Genomic DNA, 17,790 nt, shown 5'->3' with positions numbered 1-17,790 from the left:
TTTATGTAACTAAAGTATAAAAAACAAATCAAAAAACAAACTGGCAGGAATTCTTAAAAATTTCTAAACAAAAAGAGATGATGTTACTCACCTCTCATCTCAATCAGGATATCACGAAGTTCTGCGGCACGTTCAAAGTCTAATACTTTTGCGGCTTCCTTCATTTCCTTTTCGATATTTGCCATCAGCTTCTCTTTATCTTTCTTGCTGACTTTATGCTTCTTATTCATATACTTCGCTGTCATTTCCTGCGTTTCTTTACTACGGACAACTTCATGGATTGGTTTCACAATTGTCTTAGGTGTGATACCATGCTCCTTATTATAGGCAATCTGAATCTCACGACGACGTGCGGTTTCATCTAGTGCCTTTCGCATAGAATCTGTAATCTTATCTCCATACATGATAACTTCCCCATGCGCATTACGAGCAGCTCGCCCAATAATCTGAATCAAAGAACGCTCGCTTCTTAAGAAGCCTTCCTTATCGGCATCTAGTATCGCAATCAGGGATACTTCTGGAATATCCAGACCTTCACGAAGCAGGTTGATACCAATCAATACATCATATTTTCCTTTACGCAAATCACGAATGATTTCTGTACGCTCAATGGTTTTTACTTCATGATGTAACCATGCTACCTTAAAGTCCATGCCTTTTAAATAACTGGTTAAATCTTCTGCCATACGCACGGTTAACGTTGTAATCAACGCTCGTTCATTCTTTTCAATACGCTTTCTGATTTCATCTACCAAATCATCAATCTGTCCTTTGGTTGGACGTACTTCTACCACTGGATCCAACAAACCGGTTGGACGAATGATCTGTTCAATGACTTCTCCATGGGTTTTATCTAATTCATAATCTCCAGGCGTCGCACTGACAAAGATTGCCTGATTGATCATCTTTTCAAATTCTTCAAAACGAAGTGGTCGATTATCCAAGGCACTTGGTAAACGGAAACCATAATTTACAAGGGTTTCCTTACGTGCACGGTCCCCATTATACATTCCTCTTACCTGTGGTAAAGATACATGACTTTCATCCACAACCAGTAAAAAATCTGAAGGAAAATAATCAAATAAGGTATAAGGACGTTCGCCTGGTTTTCTGCCATCGATATGACGGGAATAGTTTTCAATACCTGGACAAACACCAAACTCACGAAGTGCTTCTACATCATATCTTGTGCGCTGTTCCAGTCGTTGCTTTTCTAACAGCTTGCCTTCATTTTCTAACACCTGTATGCGATCTTCTAATTCTTCTTCGATTGTTCCAGCGGCGCGATTGATAATTTCCTGTTTGGTCGCATAGCCACTGGCAGGATAGATGACATATACCGTATAGGCATTCAATACTTTGCCAGTCAATGGATCTACTTCGCAGATACGTTCTATTTCATCATCAAATAATTCAATTCTTAACACATAGCTGTCTGTATGTCCCAATGCAATTTCTATGACATCTCCACGTACTCGGAAAGTTCCACGAACCAAGTCCATATCATTACGTGTATACTGACGAGCCACCAGTTTTCCCATTAATTCCTTACGATCAATGATATCCCCCACACGCAGTGAGAAAAACATATCACGATATTGTTCTGGGTTGCTAGCACCATAAATACAGGCAACAGATGCGATAATGATTGTATCACGACGCTCTAAGATACTATTGACTGCGGCCATACGAAGCATATCCAACTCCATATTGGTTGTCGCATTTTTATCGATGTAAGTATCCGTACTAGGCAAATATGCCTCTGGCTGATAATAATCAAAGTTAGATACAAAGTATTCCACACGATTATGTGGGAAAAATTCTTTAAACTCACTGTATAACTGACCAGCTAATGTTTTATTATGTGCAAATACCAGGGTAGGTTTATTCACCTGTGCGATCACATTGGATATGGTAAAGGTTTTACCAGTACCTGTAGCCCCCAGTAATACCTGTTGTTTTTTCCCTTCCCGTATCCCTTCCACAAGATCATGAATTGCCTTTGGCTGATCACCTTGTGGCTGATATTGGGATACCAGATCAAATAATTTTTCTTCTTTATCCATTTGCTATTTCCACCGCTTTCTTCATTTGCGTATCATATTGATCTAAATGTGCATTCCATTCCTGAGAGATACTGGATAATAACGATGTAATGACTTTACTGTCAATGTTTCCATTGGCTTCCATTCCCATTTTTTTCTGATATTGTTTTAAAGCTTCACCTGATGCAATAGAAAAATACTCATCCGTGCGATCCACTGGATATCCTAAAAATTTCAGATATGTCTGAACTGATTTCGCCGCAAGACTCACACTGTCTGGCTTATACACTTCATCTTCATCTAATTTTGGTGCACCTAAAGTCAAGGCAGGATCAAGTTTTACTTCTACATCCGGTTCAATTCCTACTTCATTGATTTTATCACCATTTGGTGTAATCCATTCTCCTACCGTATATTTGAACATACTGCCATCAGAGAACGTTACAGGAATCTGTACAGTGCCTTTTCCATATGTTTTAACACCGACAACTGTTGCGTTCATCTGTTGTTTTAACGCAGCCGTCAATACTTCTGCGGCACTGGCTGTTCCATCATTTACAAGCACCACCAGTTTATCAAATGTATACTGTTCTACATCTTTTGTTTTATAGTCTGTTACTTTTCCATTCTTGTCATCTTCTTTAAAAATCAGTTTATCCGGTCCCATCAAATAGCTGGCAACATCTTGTACAGCCGTCAGATATCCACCGCTGTTATCACGCATATCAATTACTAGACGCTTACAGCCAGCTTTCTTTAAGTCCTCTAAATGTGCTTTTACTTCTTCTCCGGTTGTTTCCGCATAACTATCAATTTCCAGAATACCGACTTCTCCATTCACAGAACTTAACACAGAATCATTGACTTTTCTTCGTTCTACTGTTTTCTTGATATGTTTATTTTCACGAACGATCTCGATTTCAATTTTACTGCCTGTATCACCTTTGATCATATCTGCGACTTCATCAATGGTTAAATCTTTTACTGGTTTTCCTTTGATGGCATAGATCTGATCGCCACTCATAAGTCCTGCTTCTTGTGCAGGAGAGTCCTTATATACTTTTGATATGATAAATACGCCTTTGCTTTGTTCAAAATAGGAAACGCCGATACCTACAAAGCTTCCTTCCATGGAGCTTGTGAAGCTTTTGCTCTGGGTAGGTTCTAAGTACATGGTATGTGGATCGCCACCTGCATCTACCATTCCATTGATCGCACCTGAAATAAGTGTATCTTTCAGATCATCTTTATCTTTCCCAAAATAAAAGTTGGTACTCATTGTTTGATAAATATCAAAGAATTTTTTGAAATCTTCATCACTTGTGGCAGATGTAGACTTGCTCCAGACATTGTTGGATAAAAATCCTCCAATAAAAAACACGATACATGCTGCAACCGTCAGGATCCTTCTTTTCTTGATTTTCTTTTCTGCTTCTATTTCATCCGGCCATTTATGACGTACCAGGTGGTAACGAACAACTTTTTTTGCCATGTCTTTCACCTCTATATTTGATAAGTTTTTTTACGAGTTATATCATACCATATTTATCCAGTATTGATAAGAGCAACACCCAAAGAAAAAGATGTCATTGGACATCCTTTTCCTGAATTTTTTGCTGTATGATCTTTAATTGTTCATTCGCCTGCGTATAAGCGAATAGCTGATACGCCATCAATATAGACACATAAATACATAACATATGAAGATATACAGAAAGATAGTATGGCATGAGCCATAATAAGACATTCATGATCATGATGCCTATATAAACAAGGCGTGTATGTTTTGATAGTACAGGAAGAAAGTAACACCAGCCCTCCATGATTCCTGCCACTAACATAGAGGCGATGAATAAATAAGCAAACACATGGGGATGAAAACCATAGAATGAATCAGATATATGATTGAAATACAATATTTGAAATAATGTGAATGCCAAAGAAAAGAAGAATGTCGCAAACGTATACGCGTAAATTCGATTTTTCATATTGATCACCTCATTCCTAATTTCTTTTTAAATGTTTTCCAATATTGACGAGAGCATTCTAACAAAATACCATTCACCATTTCCATGCTGTAGCATGCATTCAACGCCGGCATGATAATCTTAATCTTTGATATATTTACGATGGTACTTTTATTGATGCGGATAAACATATCATCCCCTAATAATTCTTCTGCTTCATATAAACGATAATTGATTTCATAAGATGCTTTTTCTGTATGCAGATATGCTTCTCTTCGATATCCTTCTATATATACGATATCTTTTGTGGGAATCGGATACATACGATCATGAAGCTTTCCTATCATGATATGCTCCTGTTGATGAAGCATCATTTGCGCAACCTCATGTACTTCTTTTAAATGCTCGATATCAAAGTTGATACAAACACCGTCATAGAAACAGCCTTTTTCCACAAAGACGACAGGCAATGAGCGATAAGGCAGAAACTCCTGCTCCAGCATTGTTTGATGCTGCACTTCACAGATCAGCTTCATGGCTTACTCTCCTGTAATGGTATATGGAATGTTCGCTCATGCATGCCTTCCCCTTGATATTTCATAACGATAACTGCCTGATTATATGTTATCGTCTGTTCATATGTCATTACCCTGTCATCCCAACTGATATACCTGATTTGTCCTTCATCAATATGCTGGTGCACAAATGGTTCCCATGGAATATCTGTTAATTGAATTGTATTGCTTCTTGCCATAACTTTACCATGTTGTAAATATTCTATATACATTTCCACTTGTGTATATCCTTTTGTCTGTGCCATTTGAAATATATTTGTTTTGATGATTGGAGCTTGTAAGATTGCAGTATTTCCTGTGTATAGTTCTGTAATGGTGATTCCTTGTGCATTACCATGATATACATGTTCTTCACGTTCCTTGACAGGATAAGTTTCTTCCAATATCAGCTTTTCCTGTTCATCATATAATTGTACATGCATAGATACTTGTGAACTGCTGTCTGTTTGATATTCCATCATATCATGGCTGCCGGTTAATGCGATACGATATTCCCCATTATTCTGTTTTTCTACCTTCACAATATCCGGCTTCATAAATCGTTTATCTGCTGGTTCTTCTTTAATAGGTTTGCCATCCACATACAGATGATATTTCATAAGTTTTACCTGGTTTGCGATGGTTTCATCCTTTGTATAGAAGTTCACTTTTCCATAATTATAGAAATCGGAATCATTTTGATTTTTTGATATTCTGACTAATCCGGCAATTCGGCTGTTTGTTGTAGAGCCTTCATAAATACGGTCCTGATAATCTGAAGATGGTGTAATCTGCATAGATGATAAATACAGACCCTGTGTTCCATATAAGATACCTGCGGATAAAAGAATCACTACCAGCATGATAATCGAATGCTTTTTTTGAAATGACAATGGTTTTTCATGAACTGGTAAAAGCTCCATATCTTTTAGCTGTCGGTTGATGGATAAAACAAGCATAATAAAATATATATTATTGAAAATACGAAAGCATATGAGAATAAATAGGATTGCCTGTGCCAGTTCGCTATAGAAAAGCATCAAAGCTGATGAAAGATAAACGCCAACAAACATAATAAGATACAGTATTGTGAAATAACGTATCTTTTTTTTGGTTTTCTCACTGCACTCATTTCGTGTACTGTAGAGAAGGTTTAATAAAATGACTGGTTCTACTATACTTGCGACTATGATTGACCAACGTGTGTCTTGAAAACACAATGTCATAAACAACAACACACTGCTTATCACTGCGATGAACAGTTTTCTGTTTTGAATACGTTGTTGAATCTGATATAATCCCATGAACAGAAAAGCAAAACCAATCAGCGACAAATTTGATGTTGAGAAAATCGTTGTACTGATTGTCAAAGGAAACATCATCAGAAAATATGCCAACGCAATATATCCATATCCCATGACCACACCCTCTTTCTACCTTTACTATACAATAAATTATCTAATATACCAGTGAAAATGGCTCCACTTGCATTTTTTGATGTTCCTCTTGCATTACTACTATTTTACCATATTTATAAAAAAGAGGATGTATCAATAGATACATCCTAACGTTTCCAATGTAAATATTTGGTTGTGGAGAAAAAACTTCCCACAAGACCAACGCCCATACCACCTAAAATCAATACTCCACATACTTTTAATGCGAATGGGTATACAGGAAGTAATGCGAACATGCTGGTAACGATTTGTCCATTTGCCATATCGTATAAATAAGCATATCCAAAATATGCGACAAGACATGGAATGATAGAACCAATTAATCCAATCAGCATTCCCTCTATCATAAATGGTACTTTGATATACCAGTTGGCAGCCCCGACATTTCGCATAATAGAAATTTCATTATTGCGGGCATAAATCGTCATTTTGATGGAATTTGATATTAGAAATATCGCCAGCGCAGTTAATAAAACCACAAAAATCATTCCACCGGTTCTTACTTTGTCTAACAGTTTGACCATATCAGAAACACTGGTACCACCATATACTGCTTCTTTCACAAAATCTTTTTTACTAATTTCATCCGTAATTGCTTTGATACGGTCTGCGTCTTTCACAGATACATAATATGCTGGAAATAATGGGTTTTCTTTTCCACGATACATTGCGAATTCTTCGCCCATTTCCTTGATATATAATTCCAGCTCCGCATCCTTATCAGAGAAGGTTGCTTTCTTTACACCGGAGATTGCTTCCAGTTCTTTTTTCATTTTTGTGATATCTTTATCTTTGGTATAATTCTTATTTAATTGCACGTGAATACTTAAGTCTTCCGCAATATTGTCTGTGAACTGTCCAACATTTCCCGCAATTAACAGGAATGCCGCAAATAAAATCAATGTGACTGTTACAGCACTAGAAGCACTTAAAGACATTGCTAAATGACGAAAGATACTAAGAAATGCCGTTTTTATATGTTTTGGCAATGATTTAAAGAAACTAATCATGTTTCAAGTATCCCCCCTTCATAATATCCGCAACGATATATCCTTCCTCCAGACAGATCGTACGTTTTTTAAATCGGTCTACGATTGTTGAATCATGTGTAACCATTACGATTGTTGTGTTTTCCACAGCGTTGATTTTTTCCAAAAGCTCCATGATTTCCGCACTCTTTTCAGGGTCTAGATTTCCTGTAGGTTCATCCGCAATCAATACTTTGGGATGATTGGCAATCGCACGCCCAATGGTTGCTCTTTGCTGCTGTCCTCCACTTAATTCATTAGGAAAAGATTTAGCCTTATCTTCTAAGGATACAAGTTCTAATACCTCACGAACACGACGGCGGATGTCTACTTTGTTCATACCAATGACTTCTAACGCAAATGCGATGTTTTCAAATATTGTCAAACGAGGCAGTAAGCGATAATCCTGGAATACAACACCAATATTTCGACGATATACCGGCACCTTTGAATGTTTTAGTTTTCCTACATTGATGTTTTCCACCATAACTGTACCACTTGATGGTATTTCTTCCCCATCCAGCAGCTTGATCAATGTAGATTTTCCCGAACCAGTCGGTCCAATAATATATACAAATTCTCCATCATCAATTGCCAGATTCACATCGCGTAATGCATGTACCCCGTTTTTATATTCTTTTGAAACATTTTCTAAAAGAATCATCTTCTCACTCCTCACATTTGCTAAATCACTTGTGCTGTTTTAATATCCAAATACACTTTCCGGACGCTGTCTACATGGAGGTCCGCTGACTTCACATGTTCTCGATAATGCGGATGATCCCCATCCACAGCCCCATGCAAAATCGACTGTTGACTGGAAAGATGAGATAGCTGACGACAGACTCATTTTCCCAAGATTAAATACTTCCACATGAGAATGTGGTCCGGTAACATTTCCACTGGCGCCAACTGCGCCAATCTGTTGCCCTTGTTTTACTTCTTGTCCTGCACTTACCGGGAATGGTGATTGTGCCATATGCGCAAAACTTACAGCATAGGTAATACCATCTACCTGAGTTAAAAACATCAATGTGTTTCCACCGCCAAGTGGCCATCCTATCCAGTTTCCCAAAAAGCCATCATAGGTTCCAACTGGGTTATTAGCATATAGAATAATACCATCTGCAGGCGCATAAATTGGTGTTCCTACACCTGCCGCAAAGTCCATACCTAGATGCACACCTCCACCAAAGCTTGCTGGATAATACCATGTACCTGCTGATTTTGATGCTTTGATTGGGGATACCATAGTACCATTTCCAGAATAATCAATTTTTTGTGCTACTGATGTATTGATATTGATAATATTTCCCTGTAACGCACTTAAATCAGCCTTTACACTACGCATCTTCTGATTTAAATCCGCTTCTTGTTTACGATATTCATTTAATAATTTTTCTTTTTCTTTTAACAAGTTTTCTGCTTCTTTTTTATCCTTTTCGTTTTGTTTCTTCTTGTCTGCTTCATCTTCTTTTAATCTTGTTTGTTCGGATTTATCCAGATCAAGCTTCGCTTTTTCTTCCTTTAATTTTTCAATTTCATTTTGATCACTTTCTGTGATTTTCTGAAGGCCTTCTGCCTTTCGTATCAAGTCCACTAAATCACTGGCACCCATCAATATTTCAATATTGGTATTTGTGCCAATCGTAGCCTGACCTTCCACCATACGCTTTTTAATTAGATCATTACGCTTTTTAATATCTGCTTCTTTTTGCTTGATTTCTCCATCAAGCTTTGTGATTGCAGCCTGTATCGTACGAATATTTGCATCATTCAATTCTATTTTCTTATTGATTTTCTTTACCAATGCATCCTGTTTATTGACCATATCCTGAATCGAATCAATATTGCCTTTGATACTTGCAATCTGTTTATCCAAATCATCTGCCTGATTGGCTATTTCATCACTCAAGCCGGCATAATATGATTTGAATTCTGCACATTCTTGTGCCTCTGCACTGGTTTCCTGAGGAACAGAGCACCGCTTTAACCATGCATCCTCATTACCTTCAAAATCATTTGCGTAGAGTGCAGTTCCAGAAGAAGCTAGTACACTCATACACAGCATCGATAGTGCCAATGTTATTTTTATTTTTTTCATCGTCGCCACCTCAAATATTTTGTTACCGCAAAGAAACTGCCTAAAATACCAACCACTGCGCCACACCCAAGCAGCATCAAAGAGATATACATGGTGAATGGGAATGGTTTTTCTAAAACAAACATACTGCTTAAAAATGCACCATGCATACTATCATATAAAACCGCATAGCCGACACATACAATCAAGATTGGAATTACAGCACCAATCATACCGATCAGCATGCCTTCAAACATAAATGGTGTTTTGATATATCCATTGGTTGCGCCAACATTTCGCATGATTGATATTTCTGTATTTCTTGTATAAATTGTCATTTTAATCGTATTGCTAATCAAGAAAACCGCAAGTAAAGACAACGCCAATACAAATACAGCACCGCCTGTACGAAGCGTATCAAAAATCTCAATCATATTATCAATTTGTTCCCCGCCATATTGTGCCTTTTCTATTCCCTCCATCTCATTTAATTTCTTTGTGATGACAGGAATATCACTCGCCTGATTTACCTCTACGATAAATACATTTGGCATAGGATTATTATCTTCATAACGTTTAAATACAGAACCACTTTCATCAATCAACATGGCAAGTTCATCTTCCTTACTGGAAAAATCAATCTGTTTTACACCCTGCATGTTTTTGATTGTTTTCTGCATTGCTTCAATTTCTTTATCTGTTTTTATCTGGTCTATAGAAACGCGAATTTTCAAACTGCTTTCCACATTTACCGCAAAATTATTGACATTACCTGCTAACAAAATAAATAAAGCAATCAATACCAATGTCACAGTAACTGCAGATACACTGGATAATGTCATCGCAAAATGACGCCCCAGTCCTTTTAAAGCTGTAAGAAAATGATGTGGTAAATTCTTTATTCCTCTAATCATAGTTATGATACCCGCCTTTAGTTAGGTCACTCACAATATAACCAGATTCCAGTGCTACTGTACGTTTTTTATATGAATTTACCAGAGATGAATCATGTGTTACCATTAAAATAGTTGTATTTTCTACTTCATTGATTTTTTCCAATAACGCAATAATTTCTTTTGACATTTCCGGATCAAGATTACCTGTAGGCTCATCCGCAATCAACACTTTTGGATGATTGGCGATTGCCCGCCCTATGGTTGCTCTTTGCTGTTGTCCACCACTTAATTCTCTAGGAAAGGCCTTTGCTTTATCTTCTAATGATACCAGCTGCAATACTTCACGTACACGTTTTCGTATCGTTACTTTATCCAAAGCCAAAACCTCTAAAGCAAATGCAATATTTTCAAATACTGTCATGGTTGGTAATAATCTAAAATCCTGGAACACAACACCAATATTTCGACGATAAATTGGAACTCTTGAATGACGTAATTTACCAACATTGGTATTTGCTACCCAGACTTCTCCACTATCAGGAATTTCTTCTCCATCTAAAATTTTAATTAATGTAGATTTTCCACATCCTGTAGGTCCGATAATATAAACAAATTCGCCTTCATCTATTTCAAGATTTATATCTCTCAGTGCTTTTACACCGTTTTTATATGATTTAGAAACATTTTTTAAAAGGATCATGCCATCAACTCCTTATGCATTTCATTATACCATAAAAACGCAATTTCATTGTTAGTAAATTCTTACAATTTTATGGGATACGAAAAACAGGGTGGAAAGTTTTCCACACCCTGTAACCTATGACAGATTCTTTGCGAGCTGTACTGCTAATTTTAAGATTTCTTTTTTTACATCAAAGTTTTCTTCATTCTTTAAACTGCGCATTTCATACTCTTCTTTTCCCAGATTATCCGCTGAATAAAAAAATTGAGCAATTCTTTTTTTACGAAAAGATGCCAAAGCCGCAATTGCAGAACATTCCATATCCACACATATACATCCCTGTTCTTTACGTTTTGCGATTTTCGCTCTTGTTTCACGATAGGCGCATCCGTTGTCCATACTTTCCCCACATGATAATGAAGTTTACATTCATCAAAGAACTTTTTCATTCGATCAAGGGTGTCATGATTGACCTTAATTTCATCACTTGCTTTAACATAATGATAGCTGCAGCCTTCATCACGTATTGCTGCTTCAGGCAATACAATAGCACAATCATGAATTGTCGCATCCAATACCCCACATGTGCCAAAAACCACAATTGTTTCTACACCCATCGCAAACAATTCCTCATATTCCGAAACACAAGCTGATGCTCCAACAGCAGACATAAACAATCCAATTTCCTGTCCATCTACATTTATTCTATATATTGGAAGTTTTCCATTTGCGGATGAAATACAACTTATGATTTCACATTTAAAAATCGATAATGCATGTTCAATCAAGTCATTCGCAAAACAGGTCACTACTGTTTTAGGACAGTTCTCTAATGGCTTTACGATATCCTCAGGGTTAAACAACGCTGTATCATTTGTATCAAATTCTTCTAATATCATACATTTATCTCCTCGTACCTTTTGTCTATTATTATATAGTAACATCTTTTTCTCTGCAATCAGATATATAAGAAAAGCATGAAATATGTTATATTATAGATAACGAATGGAGGCAATTTCATGGATGATAAATCAACAAAACGTATCATTACAATTTTTTTCACAGCTATCATCCTATTGATGCTGTGCGTATGTGGTTTATTATTGTATCAGTCTAATCAGAAAAATGAACAACATACTGCTTTTACCATTACATTAGAAAAAGATTCTATTAACTTTCATGGCGCAATAGGTGATGCTGTTTCCTGTAAAGATATTCAATCTATCCATTACTATGAACAAAAACTTCCTGCCGGAAAGAAACAAGGTGCTGGTGAAGCTACTTCACATTATATCGTGGGTGATGCCAAATTTGATGAAATCGGAAAATGCAGGGCTTATTTATATACTGATAATTCTTCTTATATCAAGGCACAAACAAAGGATAATGTATATCTTTTTAACCTTGCTAATCAAAAAGATACGTATACGTTATATGAGAAAATCAAAAATCTGACCGAATGAAAAATCAAAATCTGACCGAACGAAAAGTAGAAATCAGACCGAATGGAAAATTGTAAACAAAAAAGTTCATATTTTTCAATTCTTATAAAGGAAAAGGAAGTATAAAATCAAACAATGATAATTTCATGATTTTATACTTCCTTTTTTATTTAGCTTTTTATAATTCTTGTTGATACGTAAAGCCTTCTCCTTGCACTTCATTTACATCACTGACAACCACAAAGGCTTCTGGATCTATCATAGAAATCACATGATTCAAGGTCGCAAACTGTTTTTTATAAACGACAATCATGATAACTGGTTTATCGGTATTTGTATAGGCTCCTTTTGCCTGTAAAATCGTGATACCGCGATCAATTTCTTTAAATATCTCTTTGATCATTTCTTCTCGTTTCTCTGTAATGATCATGATTTGTTTTGCATCATGCCCTCCAAATGATATGACCTTATCAATCATTTGCCCACAGATCCATACGGAAATCAAACCAATCATAGCGGCTTCTACGCCATAGGTACTAGCACCTAAGATCACAGTTAAGCCATCTACACACATAACCAAAGTTGGTAAAGGAATTCCTGTATATTTATTAATCACAAGGGGAGGAATATCCATGCCTCCTGTACTGCCACCAACACGATATACCAACCCAATACCAACACCTATACAGATACCGCCATATAGAGAACCTAACAATGGATTGGTTGTAATCGTAACATCTTTTAGAATAAAAGTTGTGAATGTGATAAAAAACGGGTAAATAATTGTACTAATCATCGTCTTTAACGCAAACTTTTTACCTAATGTGCATGCTCCAACGATGTATAGACCAATGGTCAAAGCATTTACTACCAATGTTTTATCTAAATGAAATATTGGTTCAATCGCTACTGCGATCCCTGCGACACCGCCACTTAATATATTCAATGGGAATATAAATAATGCGACACCTGCTGCAATCACGAAATTACCTGCGATCATCATTAAAATAGAGATCATATTCTCTTTCATACCTTTTGACATATTTACACACTCCTGATTTATTTTGCCCACCTGTTATTATAACACGAACATATAAAAAAGCATGGAAAATAAAAAGAATCTGAATTTCTCCAGATTCTATCGAATTAATGATTTTAAATATGCGAAAATAAATCCATCTAAATTACCATCCATAACACCCTGTACATCATTAGTTTCATAGTTGGTTCTATGGTCTTTTACCATACTGTATGGATGGAAAACATAGCTTCTTATCTGGGAACCCCATTCAATCGCTTTTTGTTCACCTTTGATTTCTGCTAGTTTTGCTTCCTGCTCTTCAATCAGCTTTTGATATAAACGACTCTTTAACACGCGTAAAGCCTCTTCACGGTTTTCATGCTGACTGCGGCCGTTTTGACATGTTGCTACCAAACCTGTTGGTTTATGGACCATACGTACGGCACTATCTGTTTTATTGATATGCTGACCACCTGCACCACTGGCACGTTTTGTTTCCACAATCAAATCTTCTGGTTTGATATCAATTTCAATTTCATCATTGAACTGTGGCATTACATCTAAGGACGCAAATGAAGTATGTCTTCTGCCTCCTGCATCAAATGGTGAGATACGTACTAAACGATGAACGCCTTTCTCAGCTTTTAAATATCCATACGCCATATCCCCCTCTACTAAGAAGGTTATGGATTTGATTCCAGCTTCATCCCCTGCCAGATAATCCAATACAGACACTTTAAAGCCTTTCTTTTCCGCCCATCTAGAATACATACGATATAACATATCTGCCCAGTCACAGGATTCCGTTCCTCCAGCTCCAGGATGTAATTCTAAAATAGCACTAGAATGATCATATTCATGAGATAACAATACCTTGATTTCAAAGTCATCAAAAGCAGTTTCCATTTCCTGATATTCCATTTCATACAGTTCAAATATTTCTGGATCAAAATCGTCCTTCAAAAGTTCACCAGTTTCTTCTAATGAAGAAAGCGTGGCATTTAGTTTTTCATATGCACCAACGATATCCTTCAATCCATTTAACTGACGAATAATCCCTTGTGCATGGGATGGATCATTCCAAAATCCTTCTTCTAAAGTACGACTGTCTAATTCCGCAATCTTATGTTTTTTTTCAGCTAAGTCAAAGTGACTCACCAAGAGAATCTAATTTCTCCCGGTGAGTATTCACTCCTTGTTTTATTTCATATAGTTCCATAGGCGATTCCTCCTACGCATTTTGTCTTTGTATCTGAACCTTCAACGCAAAGAATACAACTTCTCTTGCGATACGACTCATCATATCCTCAAACATTTCATATCCTTCTTCAATATAAGCCTGTAAAGGATTGTTTTGTGCATAAGAACGTAAATGAATACCATTTCTTAATTTATCCATCATATCAATATGTTCGATCCAATTACGATCCATGTTACGTAAAACGATGGTTCTTTCAAATGATGTAAATTGTTCACGAATATCCGCAACTTTTCCATCATACAGATTCCAAATTTTATCAGCACAATATTTAGCTGTTTCATCTGTAGATTTACCACGGATTTCTTCTAATGTTACATTTTCTGTTGGTTCTAATCCAAGCATTTCCATACCCTGAATCACACCAGCATAATCAACATTATCATCACGTTTATTTTTATCTGTATTTGCTTCCACAACGTTTTGGATAACACGGTCAATCATATCATGCACAACGCCATGTACATCTTCATTTTCTAAGACATAATTTCTTTGTTCATACATGATTTCACGCTGTTTACGCAAAACATCATCATAATCCAATAATTGTTTACGAACATCAAAGTTATAACCTTCGACACGTTTCTGTGCCTGAGAAATAGATTTTGTGACCATCTTAGATTCGATCTGCTGATCACCTAATGCATTAAATAATTTTTCTACTTTTTCTCCACCGAAACGAACCATCAGTTCATCCTTCAAAGATACATAGAAACGAGAGAAACCAGGATCTCCCTGACGACCACTACGTCCACGCAGCTGGTTATCGATACGTCTTGATTCATGACGTTCACTACCAATAACCGCTAAGCCACCCAATGCTCTTGATTCTTCCGTTAATTTAATATCGGTACCACGACCTGCCATATTGGTTGCGATCGTTACAGATTTCACACGGCCTGCTTTAGCGATAATATCGGCTTCTCTAGCATGGTTCTTTGCATTCAGCACTTCGTGAGGAATATGCATTTTCGTTAATAACTGGTGAACCAATTCACTCTTTTCAACGGAAATTGTACCAACTAGTACTGGCTGTCCTTTTTCATACAGTTCTTTTACTTCTTCCACAAGTGCATTAAACTTCAAACGTTCATTTGCAAAGATTGCATCTGGATAGTCAATACGAGCAACTGGACGGTTTGTTGGAATCACAATAACACGCATGTTATAGATATCTAAGAATTCTTCTTCTTCGGTTTTCGCTGTACCAGTCATACCGGCAAGTTTATCATACAGACGGAAGAAGTTCTGATATGTGATAGTCGCAAGTGTACTTGTTTCTTCTTTGATGCTTACACCCTCTTTGGCTTCAATTGCCTGATGTAATCCATCAGAATAAGCACGACCAGGCATTGTACGACCTGTAAACTGGTCAACGATTACGATTTCATCATCCTGTACCACATATTCTACTTCATTTTTCATAATATAGTTTGCTTTTAATGCCTGTGTGATATGGTGAACCAGCTGTGTATGTTCAATATCATACAGGTTTTTAATCTTAAAACGGCGTTCCGCAGTTGCTACACCTTTTTCTGTCAGCATGATCTGTCTTGTCTTTTCATCGATTTCATAGTCATCGCCTTTTAAAGACTTCGCAAAAGCATCTGCCTGTAAATAAAGGTTTGCGGTTTTCTTAGCACCACCACTAATAATCAATGGTGTTCTGGATTCATCAATCAAGATAGAATCGACTTCATCGACGATTGCGACATGCAATCCACGTAATACACGATCTTTTACATCAGTAACCATGTTGTCACGCAGATAGTCAAATCCTAGCTCTGAATTGGTTGTATATGTAACATCACATTCGTAAGCTGCACGTTTTTCACTTGGTGTTAATGGTCTGGAATTGACACCAACACTTAATCCTAAGAATCGATAAATCTGTCCCATCCATTCCGCATCACGTCCTGCTAGATAGTCATTGACTGTGATAACGTGTACACCTTTGCCTTCCAAGGCATTTAAATACACACACATTGTAGAAGTCAAGGTTTTACCTTCACCTGTTTTCATTTCAGCGATATCACCGCCATGCATTGCAGCTGCACCCATGATCTGTACTTTATAAGGGAATTCTCCTATTGTACGTTTTGCAGCTTCTCGAGCTACAGCAAAAGCTTCTACCTGAATATCATCCAGTGTTTCACCATTTGCCAATCTATCTCTGAATATCTGTGTCTGCTGTTTTAATTCATCATCACTCATTGCAGCCATTTTATCTGCAAGTGCGATAACTGCATCAGCTGTTTTTTCCAAACCGTGCAGTATTTTCTTTTCTCCGCTGAATAAGCGTTCAAATACATTTGCCATACATAACCTCCATGTATCTTAATCTCATCTTTATAATATATAGTGAACTCATAATACCTTAACATTGTATCACAAACGAGGCAACTATCAAACAAAAAAAACAGGCAAAGCCCGTTTTTTCAGATAATTAAAGTTTAACGATATTGTGAGCCTGTAAACCTCTATCTGTTTCAACAACTTCGAATTCAACTTTTGCGTCGTTTTCGATTGTTTTAAATCCATCCATCATTAATTGTGAATAGTGGAAAAATACATCTTTGCCATCATCTAATGTGATGAACCCGAATCCTTTTTCCTGGTTGAACATTTTAACTTTTCCTTGCATTGCTTAAAAACCCTATACCTTTCTATGCTACTCAACTGCATACGTTCATTATAGACACTTTTTTTCCAAAAATCAATGCACTATATTCATAATTTACATTTTTTTCACAAAAGTTTTCTGTAATTTTTCCTATAGTGTAGAACCGCTTTCTTTTGTCCGTACTTATTCTTTTGAAAAAAAGCATAAGAATAACTTATGCTCTTTCCTGCTGTCTTTTGGCGACATGAAAAATCATGGACTGCTCGCCACATTTCAATTCTTGTTTTGTATAGCTGCTCATGAACGTTAGTGCCTCATGAATCTCTTTTTCATCATTTAGCTTCATGATCATAAAACGTCCATTGAAATCATTAATCAGATGTTTATTTGCTTCATAATAATCCTGTAGATCAGTTAAAGCAATCACTTCTTCATATGTATCCAATAAAGAGTCAACTGTTGTTTCTAATTCACTAGTTCTTTTCGTCTTTAACAAAAAAACATGTTCATTTTCTATTGTCTGGAAACGAAAATTACCAGCTGATTCTAATACTACTGCCAGTTTTTTCATCGTACTCCTCCTCGTGTTAAAAAAACACGTAAGCATTATAACTGAATGGTACCGATCCCGCAACTACCCTTATACAAAATTTGGAAATTAACTTTCAAAACAGCATATGTAATCGTTTACACAATATAAAGAAAGGCGTTTCTACAATTGGAAACACCTCATC

16 protein-coding genes and 1 pseudogene are annotated in these 17,790 nt (G+C 36.6%); 1 reads left to right on the top strand and 16 read right to left on the bottom strand.

What is annotated here, in order from left to right; translation table 11 throughout:
- Positions 1-83: 83 nt before the first annotated feature.
- From uvrB to DW761_RS02875, 11 genes and pseudogenes are all read right to left on the bottom strand, one after another.
- Positions 84-2,066: an excinuclease ABC subunit UvrB gene (uvrB, locus tag DW761_RS02925; RefSeq protein WP_117452934.1), complete on the bottom strand. Its 1,983-nt coding sequence runs from the start codon at positions 2,064-2,066 to the stop codon at positions 84-86.
- On the bottom strand, positions 2,059-3,537 hold the full coding sequence (locus tag DW761_RS02920; protein WP_117452933.1) for a S41 family peptidase: 1,479 nt from the start codon (positions 3,535-3,537) through the stop codon (positions 2,059-2,061). Before DW761_RS02920 ends, uvrB begins: the two co-directional genes overlap by 8 nt.
- A 94-nt stretch (positions 3,538-3,631) precedes the next feature.
- On the bottom strand, positions 3,632-4,033 hold the full coding sequence (locus DW761_RS02915; protein ID WP_117516365.1) for a hypothetical protein: 402 nt from the start codon (positions 4,031-4,033) through the stop codon (positions 3,632-3,634).
- 5 nt (positions 4,034-4,038) lie between these two features.
- Positions 4,039-4,548 (bottom strand): LytTR family DNA-binding domain-containing protein, encoded by a 510-nt coding sequence (locus DW761_RS02910; protein WP_117516364.1) that lies wholly within the window; start codon positions 4,546-4,548, stop codon positions 4,039-4,041.
- Positions 4,545-5,984, bottom strand: coding sequence for a hypothetical protein (locus DW761_RS02905; RefSeq protein WP_117516363.1), 1,440 nt, complete (start codon positions 5,982-5,984; stop codon positions 4,545-4,547). Before DW761_RS02905 ends, DW761_RS02910 begins: the two co-directional genes overlap by 4 nt.
- A 146-nt stretch (positions 5,985-6,130) precedes the next feature.
- Complete coding sequence (gene ftsX, locus DW761_RS02900; protein ID WP_117516362.1) at positions 6,131-7,033, bottom strand: permease-like cell division protein FtsX; 903 nt, start codon at positions 7,031-7,033, stop codon at positions 6,131-6,133.
- Positions 7,026-7,715, bottom strand: coding sequence for a cell division ATP-binding protein FtsE (gene ftsE / locus DW761_RS02895; protein ID WP_117452928.1), 690 nt, complete (start codon positions 7,713-7,715; stop codon positions 7,026-7,028). The genes ftsX (DW761_RS02900) and ftsE (DW761_RS02895) overlap by 8 nt, the downstream gene beginning before the upstream one ends.
- Positions 7,716-7,754: 39 nt before the next feature.
- A complete protein-coding gene (locus DW761_RS02890; protein ID WP_117516361.1) occupies positions 7,755-9,155 on the bottom strand; it encodes a murein hydrolase activator EnvC family protein in 1,401 nt (466 codons plus the stop codon).
- The gene (ftsX, locus tag DW761_RS02885; RefSeq protein ID WP_117516360.1) at positions 9,152-10,048 is read right to left on the bottom strand and encodes a permease-like cell division protein FtsX; all 897 of its coding nucleotides are present in this window, start codon (positions 10,046-10,048) and stop codon (positions 9,152-9,154) included. The genes DW761_RS02890 and ftsX (DW761_RS02885) overlap by 4 nt, the downstream gene beginning before the upstream one ends.
- Positions 10,041-10,730: a cell division ATP-binding protein FtsE gene (gene ftsE, locus DW761_RS02880; RefSeq protein WP_117452925.1), complete on the bottom strand. Its 690-nt coding sequence runs from the start codon at positions 10,728-10,730 to the stop codon at positions 10,041-10,043. Before ftsE (DW761_RS02880) ends, ftsX (DW761_RS02885) begins: the two co-directional genes overlap by 8 nt.
- A gap of 117 nt (positions 10,731-10,847) precedes the next feature.
- A pseudogene (locus DW761_RS02875) lies at positions 10,848-11,611 on the bottom strand (nucleoside phosphorylase).
- A 120-nt stretch (positions 11,612-11,731) separates the two neighbouring features.
- Between DW761_RS02875 and DW761_RS02870 the strand changes: the two are divergent.
- Positions 11,732-12,175, top strand: coding sequence for a hypothetical protein (locus DW761_RS02870; protein ID WP_117516359.1), 444 nt, complete (start codon positions 11,732-11,734; stop codon positions 12,173-12,175).
- 157 nt (positions 12,176-12,332) lie between these two features.
- Here DW761_RS02870 and DW761_RS02865 read toward each other — a convergent pair whose 3' ends face one another.
- The 5 genes from DW761_RS02865 to DW761_RS02845 all read right to left on the bottom strand — a co-directional run bounded on the left by DW761_RS02865 (position 12,333) and on the right by DW761_RS02845 (position 17,627).
- Positions 12,333-13,196 (bottom strand): YitT family protein, encoded by an 864-nt coding sequence (locus DW761_RS02865; RefSeq protein ID WP_117516358.1) that lies wholly within the window; start codon positions 13,194-13,196, stop codon positions 12,333-12,335.
- 96 nt (positions 13,197-13,292) lie between these two features.
- Positions 13,293-14,394, bottom strand: a protein-coding gene (gene prfB / locus DW761_RS02860; protein WP_117452921.1) for a peptide chain release factor 2 whose coding sequence is annotated in 2 segments (ribosomal slippage) — positions 13,293-14,321 and positions 14,323-14,394 — 1,101 coding nt in all. Because the reading frame shifts where the segments join, the coding sequence is not laid out codon by codon here.
- A 12-nt stretch (positions 14,395-14,406) separates the two neighbouring features.
- Positions 14,407-16,752 (bottom strand): preprotein translocase subunit SecA, encoded by a 2,346-nt coding sequence (gene secA, locus DW761_RS02855; protein WP_117516357.1) that lies wholly within the window; start codon positions 16,750-16,752, stop codon positions 14,407-14,409.
- A 127-nt stretch (positions 16,753-16,879) separates the two neighbouring features.
- Complete coding sequence (locus tag DW761_RS02850; RefSeq protein ID WP_117452919.1) at positions 16,880-17,077, bottom strand: cold-shock protein; 198 nt, start codon at positions 17,075-17,077, stop codon at positions 16,880-16,882.
- A 193-nt stretch (positions 17,078-17,270) separates the two neighbouring features.
- Positions 17,271-17,627, bottom strand: coding sequence for a hypothetical protein (locus DW761_RS02845; protein WP_117452918.1), 357 nt, complete (start codon positions 17,625-17,627; stop codon positions 17,271-17,273).
- Positions 17,628-17,790: the final 163 nt, after the last annotated feature.

Source organism: Absiella sp. AM29-15 (assembly GCF_003434225.1).
Lineage (GTDB): Bacteria > Bacillota_I > Bacilli_A > Erysipelotrichales > Erysipelotrichaceae > Hoskinsella > Hoskinsella hominis.
This window is presented reverse-complemented; position numbering and strand designations above follow the sequence as displayed.